The sequence below is a fragment of the Micromonospora sp. NPDC051196 genome, from assembly GCF_040682415.1.
In the GTDB taxonomy this organism is placed as follows: Bacteria; Actinomycetota; Actinomycetes; order Mycobacteriales; family Micromonosporaceae; genus Micromonospora.
The window spans coordinates 81,730-102,035 of record NZ_JBFBAY010000013.1; the positions used below are offsets into that span (position 1 = coordinate 81,730).

Genomic DNA, 20,306 nt, shown 5'->3' on the forward strand with positions numbered 1-20,306 from the left:
GATCTTGCACTTTCGGTCGCGGATCTGCCCCTTTTGCAGCCTTTGCGGCGACACAAAGTGCAAGATCGGCGCGTGGATGGGTGATGTGCGAGGTATCGCGCCCGGGATCAGCCCTGGGCGGATCGGGTCGCGTTTCGCTCCCGCGGTGCGGGTCGGGGCGCGGGGATGGGCGGCTGTGCCGGCCAGGGCACCTCGGGTGAACGGTGGTATTCGACCCCGGCCGCCGTCCAGCGCGGGCCGTGCCCGGCCAACCGCTGCCGGAAGCCGTCCCAGTCGTGCGTCGACCGGGGCGACCAGGCCAGCTCGGCGATCGCGGGTAGCCGGGGGAGGAGCATGAATTCGATCTCGGCGCGGGTGGTCACCGACTCGGTCCACAGCGGTGCCTCGACACCGAGCACCGCGTCGGCCGGTACGCCGGTCAGATGGGTGGCCGGATCCCAGTCGTACGCCCGCCGCACGTCGATGAGGGCGGCCCAGTCGTGCCCGATCGGGGTGTCCGGGGCGTACTTCATGTCCAGGTAGGCGTGGTTGGCGGGGGAGAGGATCACGCGGGCACCCCGGCGTACCGCGTCGGCGGTCACCGGGTCGTCGCCGGAGGTGCCCCACCATTGCAGGACCCGGCCGTCGATGTGCCCGGCGGGGGCGATCTGATGCCAGCCGACGACCGTCTTGCCGAGCCCGGCCACGATCCGCTGTACCCGCTCGACGAAGCGGGCGTAGACGTCGGCGGGCACCTTGAACGCCTCGTCGCCGCCGATGTGCAGCCAGCGGCCGGGGGTGAGCGCGGCGAGTTCGCCGAGCACGTCGGCGACGAAGTCGTACGTCCGCTCGCTGGTCGGGTCGACGTAGCTGAACCCGACCTCGGTGCCGGTGTACGGCGGCGGTGCGGTCTGGTCCGGTGCCAGTTCCGGATGGGCGACCAGCGCGGCATTGGTGTGGCCGGGCAGGTCGATCTCGGGGATGACGGTGATGTGCCGGGCGGCGGCGTACGCCACGATCCGCCGGTAGTCGGCTCGGGTGTAGTACCCGCCGGGGCCGCCGCCGACCTCGGTGGCCCCGCCGACGGCTGCCAGCCGGGGCCAGGAGTCGACCGCGATCCGCCATCCCTGGTCGTCGGTGAGGTGCAGGTGCAGCCGGTTGAGCTTGTACCGGGCCAGGTGGTCGATCACCCGCAGCACGTCGGTGACGCCGAAGAAGTGCCGGGCGACGTCGAGCATCGCGCCCCGGTGTGCGTACCGGGGTCGGTCGAGGATCGACCCGCCGGGCAGCACCCACCGCTCGGCGACGGGCGTGGTGCTCTCGACGGCGGCGGGTAGCAGTTGCCGCAGCGTCTGCACCCCGTGGTGCAGCCCGCCGGCGGTGCCGGCGCGGATGCGTACCCCGTCGGCCGCGACATCCAGCCGGTAGCCCTCGGCGCCGAGGTCGGCGTCGCCGGTCAGGTGCAGGACGATGCCGCCGGCCGGCGGTTGCCCGGCGATGTCGGTCACCGGCAGCGGGTAGCCGGTGGCGGGGCGGAGCAGTGCGGCGAGCTGCTCGGCGACGGCCAGGGCGGCCGGGGCGGCGCTGACCCGGATCACCGCGTCGGCGGGTAGCAGGTAGTCGGCCTCGGGATCGGGCTCGACCCGCTCGGGGGCGGGGACCACCTCGCCCAGCCGGACCGGCGCCGCCGGGGTGAGCAGCGCTGCCGCCGCCCGCTCCGCCGCACCCGCCAACTCCCCGGTGGTACGCGTGCCGGCGATGTCGGCCGGGTCGAGTGGCTTCGGTGTGGTGCCGGGCGGCGAGGACACGAGGGCTCCGAGGGGGTGTATTCGCGGCGGTTGTGGCAATGGTGCGAGGTGTGATGACGGTGCGTGTCGTCAAGAGTACGGCGAGGTCGGCCATTGCGTATTCGTGCTTATGGAAGCGTTCCCAGAAACCCCGACGAACGCGGATAGTCGTGATTGCTGTGCCTATTGTCACCGAATGGCCCCGGGCCGCTCGTTGTTCGCTTAACCTTCGCCCACCGATCGGCACAGCTCTCCGGATTACCAGTGGGTGCTTCCGGGGTACCTAAAAACTGAACCTTCGTTAAGTGTCAGTCCGGGCGCGTGGGAGGCTCTGGTGGCAGCGCAGGAAACGGTCGAGCACAAGTACGTCTACGACTTCGCCGAGGGCAACAAGGATCTCAAGGATCTGCTCGGTGGCAAGGGTGCCAACCTGGCCGAGATGACCAACCTCGGCCTGCCGGTCCCGCCCGGCTTCACGATCACCACCGAGGCGTGCAAGGCGTACCTCGCCAGCGGGGAGCAGCCCGCCGGCCTGGCGGAACAGATCGCCGCGCACCTGGCCGCACTGGAGACGGGGATGGGCCGGCGCCTCGGCGACCCGGACGACCCGCTGCTGGTCTCGGTGCGGTCCGGGGCGAAGTTCTCCATGCCGGGGATGATGGAGACCGTCCTCAACGTCGGGCTCAACGACCGTAGCGTCGTCGGGCTGGCCGCCCAGGCCAACGGCAACCAGCGGTTCGCCTGGGACTCGTACCGGCGACTGATCCAGATGTTCGGCAAGACCGTCTGCGAGGTGCCGGGCGAGGAGTTCGAGCACGCCATCGACGAGGCCAAGCGGGCCAAGGGCAGCACGGACGACCTGGATCTGGACGCGGACGACCTGCGCGCGCTGGTCGACACGTACAAGAAGATCTTCAGCAAGCACACCGGGCGGGAGTTCCCGCAGGACCCCCGCGAACAGCTCGACCTGGCCATCCGTGCGGTCTTCGAGTCGTGGAACGCCGAGCGGGCGGTGATCTACCGTCGGCAGGAGCGGATCCCCGCCGACCTCGGCACCGCGGTCAACGTGGTGGCGATGGTCTTCGGCAACCTCGGTCCGGACTCCGGCACCGGCGTCGCCTTCACCCGCGACCCGGCCAGCGGCGCGCAGGGCATCTACGGCGACTACCTGGCCAACGCCCAGGGCGAGGACGTCGTCGCCGGCATCCGCAACACCGTGCCGTTGCAGGAGTTGGAGCGGATCGACAAGCCCGCCTACGACGAACTGCTCGACTACATGGCCCGGCTGGAGCGGCACTACAAGGACCTGTGCGACATCGAGTTCACCATCGAACGCGGCAAGCTGTGGATGCTCCAGACCCGGGTCGGCAAACGCACCGCCGCCGCCGCTTTCGTCATCGCCGGGCAACTGGTCGACGAGGGCCTGATCGATCTCGACGAGGCGCTGCACCGGGTCAACGGCGCCCAGTTGGCCCAACTGATGTTCCCGCGCTTCCAGCTCGACCACGGGTTCGAGGCGGTCGCCACCGGCATCGGCGCCTCACCGGGCGCGGCGGTCGGCAAGGTGGTCTTCACCTCGGCCCGCGCGGTCGAACTGGCCGGTCAGGGCGAGGACGTCATCCTGGTCCGGCGGGAGACCAACCCGGACGACCTGAACGGCATGATCGCGTCCCGGGGCATCCTCACCTCCCGGGGCGGCAAGACCAGCCACGCCGCCGTGGTGGCCCGGGGGATGGGCAAGACCTGCGTCTCCGGCGCCGACGCACTCGACATCGACGTGCCGAAGCGGCGGTTCACGGTGGCCGGGCAGACGGTCACCGAGGGCGACGTGGTCTCCATCGACGGCACCACCGGCAAGGTCTACCTGGGCGAGGTGCCGGCCACCCCGTCGGAGGTGGTGCAGTACTTCGAGGGTGAACTCGACCCGGCCGCCATCGACGACGCGCTGGTCAAGGCCGTACACCGGATCATGTCGCATGCCGACGCCAGGCGGCGGCTGGCGGTGCGTACCAACGCCGACACGGGCGCCGACGCGGCGCGGGCGCGGCGGTTCGGCGCCGAGGGCATCGGGCTCTGCCGCACCGAACACATGTTCCTCGGTGACCGGCGGGAACTGGTCGAGCGATTGATCCTGGCCCGCGACGCCAAGGAGCGGGACGAGTCGCTGGCCGCGCTGCTGCCGTTGCAACGGGCCGACTTCGTGGAGATCTTCCGGGCGATGGACGGGCAACCGGTCACCGTCCGGCTGATCGACCCGCCGCTGCACGAGTTCCTGCCTCCGCTGGAACAGCTCGCGGTCGACGTGGCGGTGGCTCAGGAGCGCGGTGAGGACGTCGCCAAGGAGGAGGCGCTGCTCGCCGCCGTGCGCCGGATGCACGAGGAGAACCCGATGCTGGGGCTGCGCGGCGTACGTCTCGGCCTGGTCATCCCCGGCCTGTTCGCGATGCAGGTCCGGGCGATCACCGAGGCCGCCGTGGAGTGCACCCGCCAGGGCGTACGCGCCTGCCCGGAGATCATGGTCCCGCTGGTCGGTGCGGTGCAGGAGTTGGAGACGGTACGCGCCGAGGCCGAGAAGATCATCGCTGAGGTGGTCGGTGGCAGCGACGTCGAGGTGCTGATCGGCACGATGATCGAGGTGCCCCGGGCGGCGTTGACCGCCGGACAGATCGCCGAGGCGGCCGAGTTCTTCTCCTTCGGCACCAACGACCTGACCCAGATGGGCTGGGGCTTCTCCCGCGACGACGTGGAGGGCGCCTTCTTCTGGCGCTACCTGGAACTGGGCATCTTCGGCATCTCACCGTTCGAGTCGATCGACGCCGACGGCATCGGCCGGCTGGTGCGGATCGCGGCGGAGGAGGGCCGGGCGGCCCGCCCCGGCCTCAAGCTCGGCGTGTGCGGCGAGCACGGTGGCGACCCGGACTCGGTGCACTTCTTCCACTCCGTGGGGCTGGACTACGTCTCCTGCTCGCCGTTCCGGGTGCCGGTGGCCCGGCTGGAGGCGGGCCGGGCCGCGGTGGTCACGGCGGGCTCGGACAGTCGCTGAGTGGATCGGGTCGGCGGGCGAGTCGTCCGCCGACCCGGTCGTCCTCAGATCGGTGGCCGGCGCCAGGTGATGTGCGGGTCCCGTCGGGGACGCTGACCCGGCAGGGTGGCCATCGGAGTGCGTACGGCCAGCGGGGCGAGCGGGTCGGTCTGGTACGGCGCCGGCGCCGGTGCCGACGGGCGGCACGCGGCCAGCGCCTGACCGGCCCGGTGCACCACCCCCAGCGCCTCGGCCCGCAGCGCGACCAGGTCGGCGCCGGGGGCGGCGACCAGTGTCAACAGCGCGTTCTGTCCGGCCGGATAGGTGACCACGCAGCCCGCCCCGGTGTGCACCACGGATTCGTGGAACGGACCCTGCCGGACCGTCGCCGCCATCCGGTTGCCGACGCCGAAACTCGCGGCGGCCAGGGCCGCCAGATAGGTGGCATCCGGTGTGGGCAGGTCGCTGGAGATCAACAGGCCGTCCGTGCCGGCGAGCACTGTGCCGGTGACCTCGGGGCGGCGTTGGCGCAGCCCTTGCAACTCGGTGCCCATCATCGTTTCCGCGTTCACGAGCGTGTCTCTCCCACCGGTCGTGTCTCCGCCGCCACGGGTGACGTTCCGCGATGGCGACGCTACCCGTGGGCGTCGATTAACGCGATCCTGTGACCGTCGGCAATCGGACGACAACTCTAGTCTGATCGGAGGATGTGAACCCGCCGGCTGTAGTTTGTCGCCGCGCCGTCCGGCGCCGCCGGGCGTAACCTGATGCTCCGTCGTCGCAAAGGGGTGGCCGGATGAGTGTGCGTACCGGGCTGTCAGGTCTCGCCGGTGACCGGCTGGGGGTGTCGGCATGACCAGTGTCTGGGCGAGCCTGACCATCGACGCTCGCGATCCGGCCCGGTTGGCCCGCTGGTGGGCCGAGGCACTCGGCTACCAGGTGGTCACCGAGCAGCCCGACGAGGTGGAGATCCGCCAGTCCGCCGACCGGCTGCCCGGCATCGTCTTCGTGCCGGTCAGCGGCGCCAAGGAGGGCAAAAACCGGCTGCACCTCGACCTTCGACCGGCCGACCGGGAGGCCGAGGTGGAACGGCTCGTCGACATGGGCGCCCGGCACGTCGACGTGGGCCAGGACGGCAGTGACTGGACGGTGCTCGCCGACCCGGAGGGCAACGAGTTCTGCGTACTGCGACCGCGTGGGGATTGACCGCCGGGCCGCCGGGGACGCGCAGCGGCGGGTGGCGGAGCCGGTCAAGGACGCCGGGGGAGGCCGTTCGCCGTACGAGCGGGACCGCGCCCGGGTGCTGCACTCGGCGGCGTTCCGCCGACTCGCCGCGAAGACCCAGGTGCACACGGCCGGCACGGACGACTTCCTGCGTACCCGGCTGACCCATTCGCTGGAGGTGGCCCAGATAGCCCGGGAGATGGGCGCCCGGCTGGGCTGCGACCCGGACATCGTCGACACCGCCGGGTTGGCGCACGACCTGGGACACCCGCCGTTCGGACACAACGGCGAGGCCGCGCTGGACGCGGTGGCCGCCACCTGCGGCGGCTTCGAGGGCAACGCACAGACGTTGCGGGTGCTGACCCGCCTGGAAGCCAAGGTGTACGCCGCCGACGGCACCTCCGTGGGGCTGAACCTCACCCGCGCCTGCCTCGACGCGGTCAGCAAGTACCCGTGGCCGCGCCGTCCGGGCCGGCGCAAGTTCGGGGTGTACGCCGACGATCTGCCCGTCTTCGACTGGCTGCGGCAGGGGGCGCCGGCCGGCGAGCGGCGCTGCCTGGAGGCGCAGGTGATGGACTGGGCCGACGACGTCGCGTACTCCGTGCACGACGTCGAGGACGGCATCCACGGCGGATACCTCACGTTGGAGGTGCTGCTCGCCGACGCCGACGAACGGGCCGCCCTCTGCGCCGACGTGGCTGACACCTACTCCACTGAGTCGCCCGACTACCTCGGCCAGGTGCTGGTGGAGTTGCTCGCCGACCCGTTGCTCGCACCGCTGGCCGGTTACGACGGCAGCCACCGCGCCCAGGCCGCGCTCAAGGCCACGACCAGCGTGCTGACCGGCCGCTTCGTGGCCACCGCCGTCGCCGCCACCACGGCCCGGTTCGGTACCGGGCCGCACCACCGCTACGCGGCCGACCTCGTGGTGCCCCGGTCGCTGCGGGCCCGGTGTGCCCTGCTCAAGGGCATCGCGCTGCGCTACGTGATGCGTCGTCCCGGCGCGCAGGGACGCTATCAGCGGCAGCGGGAGATCATCGTCGACCTGGTGCGGGTGCTGACCGAGCAGGCACCGGAGACACTCGACCCGGTATTCGCACCGCTGTGGCAGGCCGCCCCGGACGACGCCGACCGGCTGCGGGTGGTGGTCGACCAGGTGGCCTCTCTCACCGACCCGGCCGCCCTGGCCTGGCACGCCCGCCTGGTCCGCTGACGCCGCCCGGCCCGGGGGTGGCGGGTTAGGCTAACCTAACCCGATGACGGAGCGCCCGAAGACAGTCACCGCCGCCCATGTGGTGCGCACCGAACGGCCCACCGCACACGTGGTCCGGTTGGTGCTCGGCGGACCTGACCTGGCCGGCCTGCCGGTAGGCGAGTTCACCGACCACTACATCAAGATTGTCTTTCCGGTGCCGGGAGTCGACTATCCGCGCCCGATGGAACTCGCCGCGATCAAGCGCGAACTACCGCGCGAGCAGTGGCCCCGGCTGCGGGCGTACACGGTGCGGGCCTGGGATGCCGCGACCGGGCAGATGACCGTCGACGTGGTGCACCACGGTGACGAAGGCCTCGCCGGCCCCTGGGCCGCCGCCCTGCGTCCCGGTGACGAGGTGCTGTTCACCGGGCCCGGTGGGGCGTACGCGCCGAACCCGGAAGCCGACTGGCACCTGCTGGTCGGCGACGAGAGCGCGTTGCCGGCGATCGCCGCGTCCCTGGCCCGGCTGCCGGTGGGCGCGCCCGCGTACGTCTTCGTCGAGGTCGACGGCCCGGCCGACGAGCAGCCGCTGCCCAGCCCCGGCGAGGTGCGCCTGACCTGGCTGCACCGCAACGGGCGCCCCGTCGGTGCGGCCCTGGTGTCCGCCGTCCGCGAGCTGGAGTTTCCGCCCGGCACCCTGCACGCCTTCGTCCACGGCGAGGCAGGTTTCGTCCGCGAGCTGCGCCGCCTGCTACGGGTCGAGCGGGCCGTGCCCCGCGAGTCGCTCTCCATCTCCGGCTACTGGCGGCAGGGCTTCGACGACGAGGGCTGGCGTGCCACCAAGCCCGACTGGAACCGCCAGGTCGAAGCCGACGAACAGGCCCGCACCACCACCGCGCCCTCGGCCTGACCGCCGGTTCGAGCTGTTGAAAAGGGGCCCTTCCTCTACCGCAGGCGTTAACAGGGGGCCCTTCCTTCACTGTCCCAAGGGCAGGGCAGGATGTGGGGGAAGGAGGTGGGGGGTTTGGCGGGGCGGATTCGGGACGAGGACATCGCGCTGGTCCGGGAGCGTGCCTCCATCACTGAGGTGATCTCCGACACCGTGACCCTCAAGTCGGCCGGCGCCGGCAACCTCAAAGGGCTGTGCCCGTTCCACGACGAGAAGAGTCCGTCGTTCAACGTCTCGCCCGCCCGCAACGTCTGGTACTGCTTTGGCTGCGGCGCCGGTGGCGATGCCATCAAGTTCCTGATGGACGCCGAGCATCTCAGCTTCGTCGAGGCGGTGGAGCGGCTCGCCGCCCGGGTCGGCTTGCAGCTGCGCTACGTGGAGGACGACCGGTCCGCCCCGCGCGTCAACCGGCCGCAGCAGGGGCAGCGGCAGCGGCTGGTCGCCGCGCACGCCGCTGCGGTGGAGTTCTACACCGCCCAGCTGACCACGGCCGGCGCGCGTACCGCCCGGGAGTTCCTGGCCCAGCGCGGCTTCGACCGGGCCGCCGCCGAGCGGTACGGCTGCGGGTTCGCCCCCGAGGGCTGGGATCCGCTCACCCGGCACCTGCGCCAGCGCGGGTTCAGCCACGACGAGTTGGTCACCGCCGGGCTGTCCCGACCGGCCCGCTCGGGCAGCCTGATCGACCGGTTCCGGCGTCGGCTGCTCTGGCCGATCCGCGACCTGACCGGGGACGTGATCGGTTTCGGTGCCCGCAAGCTGTTCGCCGACGACGACGGCCCGAAATACCTCAACACCCCCGAGACGCCGATCTACAAGAAGTCACACGTGCTCTACGGCATCGACCAGGCCAAGCGGGAGATCGCCAAGCAGGGCCGGGTGGTGGTGGTCGAGGGTTACACCGACGTGATGGCCTGCCACCTGGCCGGCGTGCCTACCGCCGTGGCGACCTGCGGCACCGCGTTCGGCGGTGACCACATCGGCGTACTGCGCCGGCTGCTGCTGGACACCGACGCCGTGGCGGGAGAGATCATCTTCACCTTCGACGGGGACGCCGCCGGGCAGAAGGCGGCGCTGCGCGCCTTCGAGGACGACCAGCGCTTCGTCGGGCGTACCTTCATCGCGGTCAGCCCCGACAACATGGACCCGTGCGAACTGCGCCTGGCAAAGGGCGACCTGGCCGTCCGCGACCTGGTCGCGCGCCGCGAGCCGCTGGTCGACTTCGCGCTGCGGCACGTGCTCAGCCGGTACGACCTGGACACCGTCGACGGCCGGGTCGAGGCGATGCGCCGGGCCGCGCCGCTGGTCGCCAAGCTCAAGGACCAGGAGAAACGCCCCGAGTACGTACGCAAGCTCGCCGGTGACCTCGGCATGGAGATCGAACCGGTGCAGCGGGCGGTGCTGGCCGCCTCCTCCGGACGACCGGTGGACACGTCGGCGCGTCCTGCTCGGGCCGAGCCGACCGTGGACAGTCCGCAGTCGATGGTCGAGCGGGAGGCGCTCAAACTGGCCCTTCAGGAGCCGGTGCTGGCCGGGCCGATGTTCGACGCGGTCGAAGCGTCCGACTACCGGCATCCGGTGCACGTGGTGGTGCGGGCGGCCATCGCCGAGGCCGGTGGCGCCGCCTCGGCGACCGGCGGTGCGGTGTGGGTGGAGGCGGTACGCGACGCCTGCGCCGACCTCGCGGCCCAGGCCCTGGTCGGCGAGTTGGCGGTGGAGCCGTTGCGGATCGACGGCGAGCCCGACCCACGGTACGTCTCGATCACCATGGCCCGCCTGCAATGGGGTTCGGTCACCGCACGGATCCGGGAGCTGAAGTCGCGGATCCAGCGGATCAACCCGGTCAGCAACAAGGACGAGTACTTCGCCACCTTCGGTGAGCTGCTCTCGCTGGAGCAGCACGCCCGGGCCCTGCGCGAGCAGGCGGCGGGAGGATTGTGATGATCAGACTGTTCCGCCGCCGGCCGAAGCTACCACCCGCCGCCCGGCCACCCCTGGAGCGTGACGAACGGGTGCTCGCCTGGGCCGCCGTCGGCAACGGCGAAGGCGACGGGGTGGTCGTCGCCAGCAACCTCGGGCTGTGGCTGCCCGGGCGCGGTCACCGCATCGGCTGGCACGACATCGTCAAGGCGGTCTGGTCGGGCCGGGAACTCACCGTCACCCCCGGGGAGCGGGTCGCCGAGCGGGACGGTTACCTGGTGGTCGCCGACTGCCCGGCGGAACGCTACCTGCTGCTCGACCCGGGTGAGCTGCCGCATCAGGTACGCGCCCGGGTCACCAAGTCGGTGGCGTACACCCAGCACCACGCGCTGCCCGGCGGCGCCGGCCGGATCGTCGGTCGGCGGGTACCCGGCGTGGACGGTCTGACCTGGATGGTCCACTACGACCTCGGCACCCCCGTCGACGACGAAGCGGTGCTCGCCGAGACCGGCCGCCTAGTCGCAGCCGCCCGAGCCGCCACAACCCCCGAAGACCTCTGAACCCACCGCGCCCTGTTGTCGCCGCACCGTGTCCGCGCTGCGCACGATCTGGGATCGAGTGGTTAAGCCGCTGAGGTGAGCCACTCGATGCTGTCGTAGGACGGTGAGCCGAAGGAATCTTGGTATAAAGCGGCCTCTGGAGGGGCAATCTCGTACCAAGATCGGCCAGGACGTGGCGAAGCTCGCGTCAGGGGCGCCAGCCTGCGGCGAGTAGGGCGGCGCGGAGTTGGGCGATGACGTCGGCGGGGCGCTGCCGGACGGCCCAGGCGGGAAAGCGGAGCACTCGATCCCCGCTCTGCCACAGGTCGTTTTGCCGGCGCATGTCTGCCAGGCGGTGGCCGGGTCGAGATGCTGGCCGCCGTCGATCTCCACGTGTATCCGCCACTCTTCGAACAAGGCGTCGAGATAGCGGCGCCGGCCGGTGGCGTCGCGGCGGACCGCCTGCCGAGTCGGCTCGGGCAGCCCGGCGCGGCGGACCAAGCGGAGGAAGTCGAGTTCGGACAGGGAGTGGGCGCCGCCGGCCGCGTCGGCGGCGGTCTGCCGGATCAGGCTGCGGCGCCGGGCCCGGGGGAGGCGATCGAGCACCTGCCGCACGTCGTCACCAGCGACGAGGCGCTGCTGAAAGCCGGCCGCGATGATCGATCGAGCCTCCTCGTCGCTCGGCGCCCATTGCGCCGCGTCCACCAGTGACCGGGCTGGCCTCGTGCGGCGCGGCCGACCCACGGTGAGGATGTCCGACTCGGGCAGCAGGGTGGTGCGGTGCACCCGGACCCCTGGCGGCAGCGAACGCACCCGGCGCCCGGCCGGCAGCAGGATGTGCACGAATCCGTCGTCGTACCTGCGCAGGCCCCACGCGTGGGCCGCGCTGAGCCCACCGAGCACCGCCGCCGGTCCGGCGGACAGCACCCCGATCCACGGCAGTTGCCGGGCCACGATCGGACCGTTGTGCGTGACGTACACGGCGCGATGCACCTGCCGCCAGCGACCTGAGCTGACGCGGTGCCGGATCGTCTTCGGTGAGAGGTGCCGGCGGGCCTGGTCGAGGCTGAGCACCTGCTCCTGCTGGCACGACAACCAGGTCAGCTCGTCGGCGTCATCCCCGGCAACTCCTGCCCGAATCCGGCCTTCCGCCCCGCCCCGATCGCCCCGCCCCTAGCCAGCTGCATATCGCGCCTCCCCATACCACTACCCTGCCCACCGCGACCCCCTCGCGCTGCCCCTGTGGACAGCCGCCGGATCTTGGTACGAAAGCGCCCTCTGAGGGGCATCTCCGTACCAAGATCGGAGCGCAGCTGCGGTCAGGCGCCTTGGTAGTAGCGGGCGGCGCCGGGGTGCAGGGGGATGGGGGCGGTGGTGGCGGCGGACTGGCGGTCGTAGTTGCGCGCGATTGACCAGCGGGAGTATGCCGGCCAGGAGATAGATCAGGTAGTACTTGCTGCCTTGGGCGAGCGGCCGGAACACCTGCCAGAGTGCGAGCAGGGCGATGGCGACGGTCGCGACGGTCAGGACGACGGCGACCGGACCGGACAGGGTCCGTGCGGGTTTTCTCGTCCTCGAACCGGGCGGCCAACTCGTGCGGATCCGGCGCGGTGCCCGGCGGTGCACTGCCCGGTCGGGATGAGGCGGAGGCGGTCGGACCCGTGCCCGGCTCGGCGTCCGGGTCGGCTTCCGCGACGGGGACGACGGCGGGTTCCGACTCGGGTCCGGAATCATCGGTGAATCGGATTGCCGATACGAGGGGGGACGATACGCGAATGGTTCCTGCATTGGGAACATTGTCGATCATCGTTTCCCTGAGTGACTTTCGATTTGTATTAATCCCCGTATGGGTCGAGTGTTTCGGAATAGATTTCGCGATCGTCGGGTCTGCGCTGGATGCGTTCGCCGGTGTGCCGTTCCGGGCGGCAGGAGACTGCCCGGTTTCTGGTGCTCGTGGGTCCGGTGCCGCCCGGTTCAGTGCGAAAAAGTCGTGCCCACGGTCACGCTCCGTGTGTCAGGTGACGGAGAGTGGTTGGGCGGAAGCCCGGGATCGGGTCGACGTGAGCCGCCGCCGACCAGGGGTTAGTCGACGCCGGTGACCGGGCATGTCGTGGGCGGCGACCCCCGAGTTGAGGAGCGGCGATGGCCTCCGAGAATTCACCCGGCCCGGACGGGCGTGGCTCCGGTCGGCCGGTCGGCCCCGCGTACGACGAGGAGGCCCGGCCGGGCCGCGACGAGCCGAGCCGGCCGACGCACCTGTCCCGGAGCGAATGGGTGGCGGCGCTGCGTCGGACGGTGCGGGAGTTCGGCGACGACCGGCTGACCGACTGGGCGGCGGCCCTGACCTACTACGGGGTGCTGTCCATCTTCCCCGGCCTGCTGGTGCTGGTCTCGCTGCTCGGTCTGCTCGGCCCGGCGGCGACCGAGGGGGTCCGGGACACTGTCGACCAGGCGGTGCCGGAGCAGAACATCCGCCAGATCATCGACGCCGCCATCGGTCAGGCGCAGGACAACGGCGGGCTGGCCGGTCTCGCCGCGATCGTCGGTCTGCTGGCCGCCTTCTGGTCGGCCTCCGGCTACGTGGCGGCATTCATGCGTGCCGCCAACACGATCTACGACGTGCCGGAGGGGCGGCCGATCTGGAAGACCCTGCCGACCCGGGTCGCGGTGACCGCGGTGATCGGTGTGCTGCTGCTGGTCAGCGCGGTGATCGTGGTCTTCACCGGGCGGTTCGCCGAGCACGTCGGCTCGGCCTTGGGTGTCGGCCGGACCGCGGTGCTGGTCTGGGACGTCGCCAAGTGGCCGGTGCTGCTGGTGCTGGTCAGCCTGATGTTCGCCATCCTGTACTGGGCCTCGCCGAACGCGCGGCAGGGAGGCTTCCGGTGGGTGAGTCCGGGCGGGGTGTTGGCCGTGCTGCTCTGGCTGCTGGTCTCCGGGGCGTTCGCGCTCTACGTGGCGAACTTCGGCTCCTACAACAAGACCTACGGGGCGCTCGCCGGAGTGATCATCTTCTTGGTCTGGCTCTGGCTGAGCAACGTCGCGATCCTGCTCGGCGCGGAGTTCGACGCCGAGTTGGCCCGTAGCCGGGCGATCGCCGGCGGCCTGCGCCCGGTCGACCGGGAGCCGTACGTCGAGCTGCGTGATGATCGCAAATTGCGCCCGAAAGATGACTCTCCGAAGCCCTTCTGACCTGCGGAAAGCCGATCGGTCGTCGGCTGCGGTAGCTTTTGCTAGATCCAACAAAAGTTGGTCCAGATCCGCTCTAAGGTCTGGACACCGTGCACCGAAGGCTCCTACTGTGTCGGGCACTACACGTCGCTATTTCATCGACGTGAACGAGTCCGGTGGAGAGGTGAGCCGTGCACACCGCCGACGCCCTGCACGTACGGTTGCTGCGGTTGCTCCGTGACGAGGGGGCGCTGTCGCGCGCCGAACTCGCCGACCGACTACAGATGCCCCGCCCTCGGCTGCTCACCGAGCTGGAACGGTTGGTCGCCCTCGGGTTCGTCGCGGAGGCCGGCAAGGCCGCCTCCCGGGGCGGGCGCCGTTCCACACTGGTCGAACTCAGCCCACACCTGCGTTTCGCCGCTGTGGACCTGGGCGCGAGCTCCATCGACGTCGAGGTCGTCAACGGCCGGCTCGAACCTGTCGCCGCGTACGCGGAGTCGGCCGACATCCGGTCCGGCCCCAAGGCAACTCTCCAGCGGGTCAACGAACTGCTGCACAAGGCCAGGGTGGACGGCGCCTACGACCGGCTGGACGCGGTCGGGATCGGGGTACCGGGCCCGGTCAGCTTCCGTGACGGGGTGCCGGTGTCCCCGCCGATCATGCCCGGCTGGGATCGTTTTCCCGTCCGTGAGCTGCTCACCCGAGAGCACAGCTGCCCGGCCGTGGTCGACAACGACGTCAACATCATGGCGATCGGTGAGCGGCACGGCGGGGTCGCCCACTCGGTCGACGACTTCCTGTTCGTCAAGATCGGCACCGGCATTGGCTGCGGCATCTACCTCAGCGGCGACGTCTACCGGGGCACCGACGGCTGCGCCGGGGACATCGGCCACATCCAGGTCGACCCGCACGGTCCGATCTGTTCCTGCGGCAACGCCGGGTGCCTGGAGGCGATGTTCAGCGGTGCCGCACTCGCCAAGGACGCCACCGCCACGGCGCGTACCGGCGCCTCACCCGCGCTGGCCGAACGGTTGAGCGCCAACGGCACGGTCACCGCGTTGGACGTGGCGGCCGGTGCGGTGGAGGGCGACGTCACCTGCATCCAGCTCATCCGCGAGGGCGGTCGGCGGGTGGGCGGCGTCCTCGCCGGACTGGTCAGCTTCACCAACCCGTCGATGATCGTGATCGGTGGTGGGCTCGCCCAACTCGGGCACGTACTGCTCGCCGAGATCCGCAGCGTGGTCTACCGCCGCTCGCTGCCGCTGGCCACGGGCAACCTCCCGGTGGTGCTCTCCGAACTGGGGCCGCGAGCCGGTGTCGCCGGTGCCGCCGTGCTCGCCAGCGACCTGGCCTTCCGGGAGGCGACGTGAACCCCCGTCAGCCAACGGAGCAGTGGAACCGTCAACGCACGCAGTGGAGCGGAGAGCCGGCATGAGCGAAACCGGACGTCCCCTGGTCGAGGCACCGGCCGACGCCGTCGCCGGTGAGGTGGTGCTGCGACTGTCCGACGTGGTGAAGACCTTCCCCGGCGTACGCGCTCTCGACGGGGTGCAGTTGGAGGTGCGCGCGGGCGAGGTGCACTGCCTGCTCGGGCAGAACGGTGCCGGCAAGTCCACCCTGATCAAGGTGCTCGCCGGGGTGCACCGGCCCGACTCGGGGCTGGTCGAGTGGCGTGGCCAGCCGGTCAACTTCGCCAATCCGCAGGCCGCCATGCGCGCCGGCATCGCCACCATCTACCAGGAGTTGGACCTGGTCGAGGACCTCTCGGTGGCCGAGAACGCCTTCCTCGGCCACGAGCCACGCACCTTCGGCTTCATCCGTCGAGGGCACATCGCCCGTCGTACCCGGCAGATCCTCGGCCGGCTCGGGCACGCCGAGATCCCACCCGGCCGGATGGTCCGGGCGCTGCCGGCGGCCGGCAAGCAGGTGGTCAGCATGGCCCGGGCGCTCTCCCACGAGGCCCGACTGATCATCATGGACGAACCGAGCGCGGTGCTCGCCCACGACGAGGTCGACAACCTTTTCCGGATCATCCGCGAGCTGACCGTACAGGGCATCGCGGTCATCTACATCTCGCACCGGCTGGAGGAGATCCGCGAGATCGGCGACCGGGTGACCGTACTCAAGGACGGCCGGACCACCGCGGCCAACCTCCCGGCCCGCGACACCCCGACCCGGGACCTGGTCTCCCGGATGACCGGTCGCAGCATCGAGTACGTCTTCCCGGAGCGTCCCGCCGCAGGCACGGTCGGCGAGAAACTGCTCGAAGTCGACGGGCTGACCCGACCCGGCGAGTTCGCCGACGTCTCGCTCACCGTCGCGGCCGGCGAGATCGTCGGCATCGCCGGGCTGGTCGGCTCCGGTCGCTCGGAGGTGCTGGAGACCATCTACGGTGCCCGCCGGGCCGAGACCGGCACCGTCCGGATGGCCGGTCGACGCCTACGTCCCGGCAGCGTCGGAGCGGCGGTGCGGGCCGGCATGGGCATGGCCCCGGAGGAGCGCAAGAGCCAGGCGCTGCTGCTCGGTGAGCCGATCTACCGCAACGTCACGCTGGCCACGTTCGCCCGCTACGCCCGACTCGGCTTCACCGACGTCGGCAAGGAACGGGCCGAGGCGGACCGGATCGCCGAGAGTCTGGAGATGCGGCCACGCGACGTGAGCCGACCGGTGCGGACGTTGTCCGGCGGCAACCAGCAGAAGGTCGTGGTGGGACGCTGGCTGCTCGGCGGCACCCGGCTGCTGCTGCTGGACGAACCCACCCGGGGCGTGGACGTGGGCGCCCGGGCCGAGCTGTACCAGGTGATCCGGGAACTCGCCGCGCAGGGCGTCGGGGTGCTGCTGGTCTCCAGCGAGGTGCCCGAGGTGCTCGGCCTGGCCGACCGGGTGCTGGTGATGCGGGAGGGACGGGTCGTGCGTACGGCTCCCGCCGACGAACTCGACGAATCCACCGTGCTCGACCTCGTGATGTCGGGGTCCCTGATGGAAGGCACAGCGGCATGACCGATAGTCCGCCCACGACCAAACTGCCGGCGCAGTCACCGCCGGTGGACCCGGCCGAGACCGAGGCGGCCGGGCATCGGGCATCGGCCGGCACCCGGCGGCTGTCCTGGTGGCACGGCGACGGCGGTGAGGGTGCCCGGCGCAACCTCGCCCTGATCGGGGTGCTGCTGATCCTGTTCGTGATCGGTGCGGCGACCCGCTCGGACCTCTACTCCAACCCGGACTGGGTCTGGGCGAACATGCTCAGCATCCTCAAGCTGGCCTCGGTGGTCGGCGTGGTCACCGTCGGGATGACCTTCGTCATCATCGGTGGCGGCATCGACCTCTCCGTCGGCGCGATCGTCGCGCTGGCCGGCGTCTGGTGCACCACGATCGCCACGCAGAACTTCGGTGCCGGCGGCATGATCTTCACCGCGATCGTCGTCGGGATGGCGGTCGGCCTGGTCAACGGCGCCCTGATCGCGTACGGGCGACTGGTGCCGTTCATCGCCACGCTGGCCATGCTGGTGGCGGCCCGGGGACTGGCCGCCGAGATCTCCGACAAGCAGACCCAGATCTCGCAGAACAGCACCATCAACGGCATCGCCAGCAACAGCCTGCTCGGCATCCCGCTGCTGGTCTACATCCTGGCCGCGGTGGTCATCGCCGGTTGGGTGCTGCTCAACCGCACCACCTTCGGCCGGCGTACGGTCGCCGTCGGTGGCAACCCGGAGGCCGCCCGACTGGCCGGCATCAACGTCAAGCTGCACACCCTGCTGCTCTACGTGCTGTCCGGACTGTGCTGCGGTATCGCCGCCATCATGCTCACCGCCCAGGCCACCTCGGCCCAGGCGGCGATGGCGAACCTCTACGAGCTGGACGCGATCGCCGCCGTGATCATCGGTGGCACGCTGCTCAGCGGCGGGCGGGGCACCATCGTCGGCTCCCTGCTCGGTGTGATCATCTTCGCCACCATCACCAACCTCTTCGCCATCAACGGTCTCTCCACCGAGGCCCAGAACATGGTCAAGGGCGGCATCATCGTCGCCGCCGTCCTGATCCAGCAGGTTCAGTTCGGCAGCCTCTCCCAGTTCTTCCGCCGCAACAACCGGCTGACCACCAGCTGACCACTGCACACAAACCAGGCCACCGGCGCATCGACGGTGGCCGGACCTCGCACACCCAACATCCCTCTCCACCACAGATAACCAGGAGGTCGTGATGACCCAGCACAGTCGTCGCCGGCTGCTTTTCGGCGGGGCGGCCGTCGGGGCCGGCGTACTGCTTGCCGGCTGCACCAGCAACGAGCAGGCCACGCCGACCGAGGCGCAGACCAAGGCCGCCGAGGGCGGCGGCAACGCCGAGCCCGGCAAGAAGGTGACCATCGGCTTCTCCGCACCGGCCGCCGACCACGGCTGGATCGCCGCGATCACCAACAACGCCAAGGCGCAGGCCGCCGCGTACTCCGACGTGGAGTTCAAGACGGTCGAGGCCGGCGCGGACGCGGCGGCCCAGCGGGCGGCGCTGTCCACGCTGATCTCGCAGAAGCCCGACGTGATCGTGCTGCTGCCGCACGACGGCAAAGAGCTCAACTCGTTCGGCCTGGAGGCGATGCAGGCCGGCATTCCGGTGGTCAACCTGGACCGCGCCTTCCCGGACGCCAAGGCGTACCGGTTGCAGATCAAGGGCGACAACTACGGCATGGGCGTCTCCGCCGCCACCTTCATCGTCGAGCAGCTCAAGGCCAAGGGCGTGAGCAACCCGGTGATCGCCGAGATCGCCGGCATGGACGAGCTGGAGCTGACCCAGGAACGTACGCAGGGCTTCAACGACACCCTGGCCCAGCACGGCTTCAAGGTGGCAAACCGGCGGGCGGCCCGGTTCACCGTCGACTCCGGCCAGCAGGAGACGAGCCAGCTGCTCCAGGCCCTGCCGAAGATCGACGCGATCTGGAACCACGACGACGACCAGGGCATCGGTGTCCTGGCGGCGATCAGCCAGGCCAACCGCAGCGAGTTCTTCATGGTCGGCGGTGCCGGCTCGAAGAAGGCGATGGAGGACATCCAGGCCGACAACACCGTGCTCAAGGCGACGGTGACCTACAGCCCGTCGATGGCCTCGTCGGCCATCTCGCTGGCCCGGCTGATCGGCCAGGAGCGGGGCATGTCCGACCTGGTGGAGCTCCAGGTGCCCAAGGAGATCATCCTCGCCTCCGAAACGATCACCAAGGAGAACGCGAGCAACTACCTCAAGCTCGGGTTCTGACACGACCGGGGGGAGACCCAACCTTGTCCACGAACGACAACGAACTGCGGGTCGGCATGGTCGGCTACGCGTTCATGGGTGCCGCGCACTCACAGGCGTGGCGCACCGTGAACCGGGTGTTCGACCTGCCGGCGCGGGCCCGGATGGCGCTCATCTGCGGCCGGGACGCCGGGAAGGTGGCCGAGGCCGCCGACCGGCTCGGCTGGGACGAGCACACCACGGACTGGCGGGAGCTGGTAGCCCGACCAGACATCGACGTGGTGGACATCTGCACACCGGGTGACAGCCACGCCGAGATCGCGCTGGCCGCGCTGGCCGCCGGCAAGCACGTACTGTGCGAGAAGCCGCTGGCCAACACGGTCGCCGAGGCGCAGGAGATGGCCGCTGCGGCGGCCACCGCCCGCGCCGGCGGGGCGCGCTCGATGTGCGGGTTCAACTACCGGCGGGTGCCCGCGGTGGCGCTGATGCGCCAACTGGTCGCCGACGGGCGGCTCGGCGAGATCCGGCACGTGCGGGCCACCTACCTGCAGGACTGGATCGTGGACCCGCAGTTCCCGCTGGTCTGGCGGCTGCGTAAGGAGGTGTCGGGCTCCGGCGCGCTGGGTGACATCGGTGCGCACATCATCGACCTCACCCAGTACGTCACCGGTCAACAGATCAGCGGTGTCAGCGCGGTGACGGAGACGTTCGTCAAGGAACGGCCGCTGCCGAGCGAGTCCAGCGGGTTGGCGGCGCAGACCGACGGGGGCAGCGTCGCCACCGGACCGGTCACCGTCGACGACGCGGCGATCTTCGTCGCCCGCCTGAACGGCGGGGCGTTGGCGACGTACGAGGCGACCCGGTTCGCCACCGGACGCAAGAACGCGCTCCGAGTGGAGATCAACGGGTCGCTGGGCACCGTCGCCTTCGACCTGGAGCGACTCAACGAGCTGGAGTACTACGACGCGACGCGACCCGCCGCCGAGCAGGGCTTCAGCCGGATCCTGGTGACCGAGGGCGAGCACCCGTACCTGTCGGCCTGGTGGCCGCCGGGCCACATCATCGGGTACGAGCACTCCTTCACCCACCAGATGCGCGACTTCATCGAGGCGGTGGCGACCGGGGTCGACCCGAGTCCGTCCTTCGCCGAGGCGTTGCAGGTGCAACTGGTGCTGGACGCGGTGGTCCGGTCGGCCGAGCTGGGGTCCTCGTGGACCGTGGTGGAGCCGGCGCTGGCGACGGCCACCGCCTGAGCCACCTCCGGTACTCGACCGGCGAGGGTCGGCTGCGGTTGCGCCCCGCG

At 70.7% G+C, this 20,306-nt stretch carries 15 protein-coding genes; 12 read left to right on the top strand and 3 right to left on the bottom strand.

The genetic code is table 11. The features are described 5' to 3' along the window. Positions 1-107: 107 nt before the first annotated feature. Entirely contained in the window at positions 108-1,787 is a 1,680-nt protein-coding gene (locus AB0M35_RS22955) for a beta-N-acetylhexosaminidase (protein ID WP_363747702.1), read from the bottom strand. A 313-nt stretch (positions 1,788-2,100) separates the two neighbouring features. Between AB0M35_RS22955 and ppdK the strand changes: the two genes are divergently transcribed. Continuing rightward, complete coding sequence (gene ppdK, locus AB0M35_RS22960; protein WP_363747703.1) at positions 2,101-4,809, top strand: pyruvate, phosphate dikinase; 2,709 nt, start codon at positions 2,101-2,103, stop codon at positions 4,807-4,809. Positions 4,810-4,853: 44 nt separating this feature from the next. Here the strand turns inward: ppdK and AB0M35_RS22965 are convergent, their stop codons facing one another. Then, positions 4,854-5,360: a roadblock/LC7 domain-containing protein gene (locus tag AB0M35_RS22965; protein WP_363747705.1), complete on the bottom strand. Its 507-nt coding sequence runs from the start codon at positions 5,358-5,360 to the stop codon at positions 4,854-4,856. 280 nt (positions 5,361-5,640) lie between these two features. On the opposite strand from AB0M35_RS22965, the gene AB0M35_RS22970 reads away from it, so the two are divergent. From AB0M35_RS22970 to AB0M35_RS22990, 5 genes are all read left to right on the top strand, one after another. Then, positions 5,641-5,994 (top strand): VOC family protein, encoded by a 354-nt coding sequence (locus AB0M35_RS22970; protein ID WP_363747707.1) that lies wholly within the window; start codon positions 5,641-5,643, stop codon positions 5,992-5,994. Then, positions 5,990-7,225: a deoxyguanosinetriphosphate triphosphohydrolase gene (locus AB0M35_RS22975; protein WP_363747806.1), complete on the top strand. Its 1,236-nt coding sequence runs from the start codon at positions 5,990-5,992 to the stop codon at positions 7,223-7,225. The genes AB0M35_RS22970 and AB0M35_RS22975 overlap by 5 nt, the downstream gene beginning before the upstream one ends. A 43-nt stretch (positions 7,226-7,268) precedes the next feature. Continuing rightward, positions 7,269-8,117 carry a siderophore-interacting protein gene (locus AB0M35_RS22980; RefSeq protein WP_363747709.1) on the top strand — a complete coding sequence of 283 codons (849 nt, stop codon included), beginning with the start codon at positions 7,269-7,271 and terminating at the stop codon, positions 8,115-8,117. Positions 8,118-8,207: 90 nt separating this feature from the next. Further along, complete coding sequence (dnaG, locus tag AB0M35_RS22985; RefSeq protein WP_363747711.1) at positions 8,208-10,094, top strand: DNA primase; 1,887 nt, start codon at positions 8,208-8,210, stop codon at positions 10,092-10,094. Between the two features lie 2 nt (positions 10,095-10,096). Further along, on the top strand, positions 10,097-10,633 hold the full coding sequence (locus AB0M35_RS22990; RefSeq protein ID WP_363747807.1) for a hypothetical protein: 537 nt from the start codon (positions 10,097-10,099) through the stop codon (positions 10,631-10,633). Here AB0M35_RS22990 and AB0M35_RS22995 read toward each other — a convergent pair. Beyond that, the gene (locus AB0M35_RS22995; RefSeq protein WP_363747713.1) at positions 10,589-11,707 is read right to left on the bottom strand and encodes a hypothetical protein; all 1,119 of its coding nucleotides are present in this window, start codon (positions 11,705-11,707) and stop codon (positions 10,589-10,591) included. The two genes, AB0M35_RS22990 and AB0M35_RS22995, sit on opposite strands and share 45 nt — an antisense overlap. Before the next feature lie 1,047 nt (positions 11,708-12,754). On the opposite strand from AB0M35_RS22995, the gene AB0M35_RS23000 reads away from it, so the two are divergent. The 6 genes from AB0M35_RS23000 (at position 12,755) to AB0M35_RS23025 (ending at position 20,256) form a co-directional block, all read left to right on the top strand. Continuing rightward, entirely contained in the window at positions 12,755-13,801 is a 1,047-nt protein-coding gene (locus AB0M35_RS23000) for a YihY/virulence factor BrkB family protein (RefSeq protein ID WP_363747714.1), read from the top strand. Positions 13,802-13,971: 170 nt separating this feature from the next. Then, the gene (locus AB0M35_RS23005) at positions 13,972-15,150 is read left to right on the top strand and encodes an ROK family protein (protein ID WP_363747716.1); all 1,179 of its coding nucleotides are present in this window, start codon (positions 13,972-13,974) and stop codon (positions 15,148-15,150) included. 61 nt (positions 15,151-15,211) lie between these two features. Further along, entirely contained in the window at positions 15,212-16,780 is a 1,569-nt protein-coding gene (locus AB0M35_RS23010) for a sugar ABC transporter ATP-binding protein (RefSeq protein WP_363747717.1), read from the top strand. Then, complete coding sequence (locus tag AB0M35_RS23015; RefSeq protein ID WP_363747718.1) at positions 16,777-17,886, top strand: ABC transporter permease; 1,110 nt, start codon at positions 16,777-16,779, stop codon at positions 17,884-17,886. The genes AB0M35_RS23010 and AB0M35_RS23015 overlap by 4 nt, the downstream gene beginning before the upstream one ends. 94 nt (positions 17,887-17,980) lie before the next feature. Continuing rightward, a complete protein-coding gene (locus tag AB0M35_RS23020; RefSeq protein ID WP_363747719.1) occupies positions 17,981-19,024 on the top strand; it encodes a substrate-binding domain-containing protein in 1,044 nt (347 codons plus the stop codon). A gap of 23 nt (positions 19,025-19,047) precedes the next feature. Then, complete coding sequence (locus AB0M35_RS23025) at positions 19,048-20,256, top strand: Gfo/Idh/MocA family oxidoreductase (protein ID WP_363747720.1); 1,209 nt, start codon at positions 19,048-19,050, stop codon at positions 20,254-20,256. Positions 20,257-20,306: the final 50 nt, after the last annotated feature.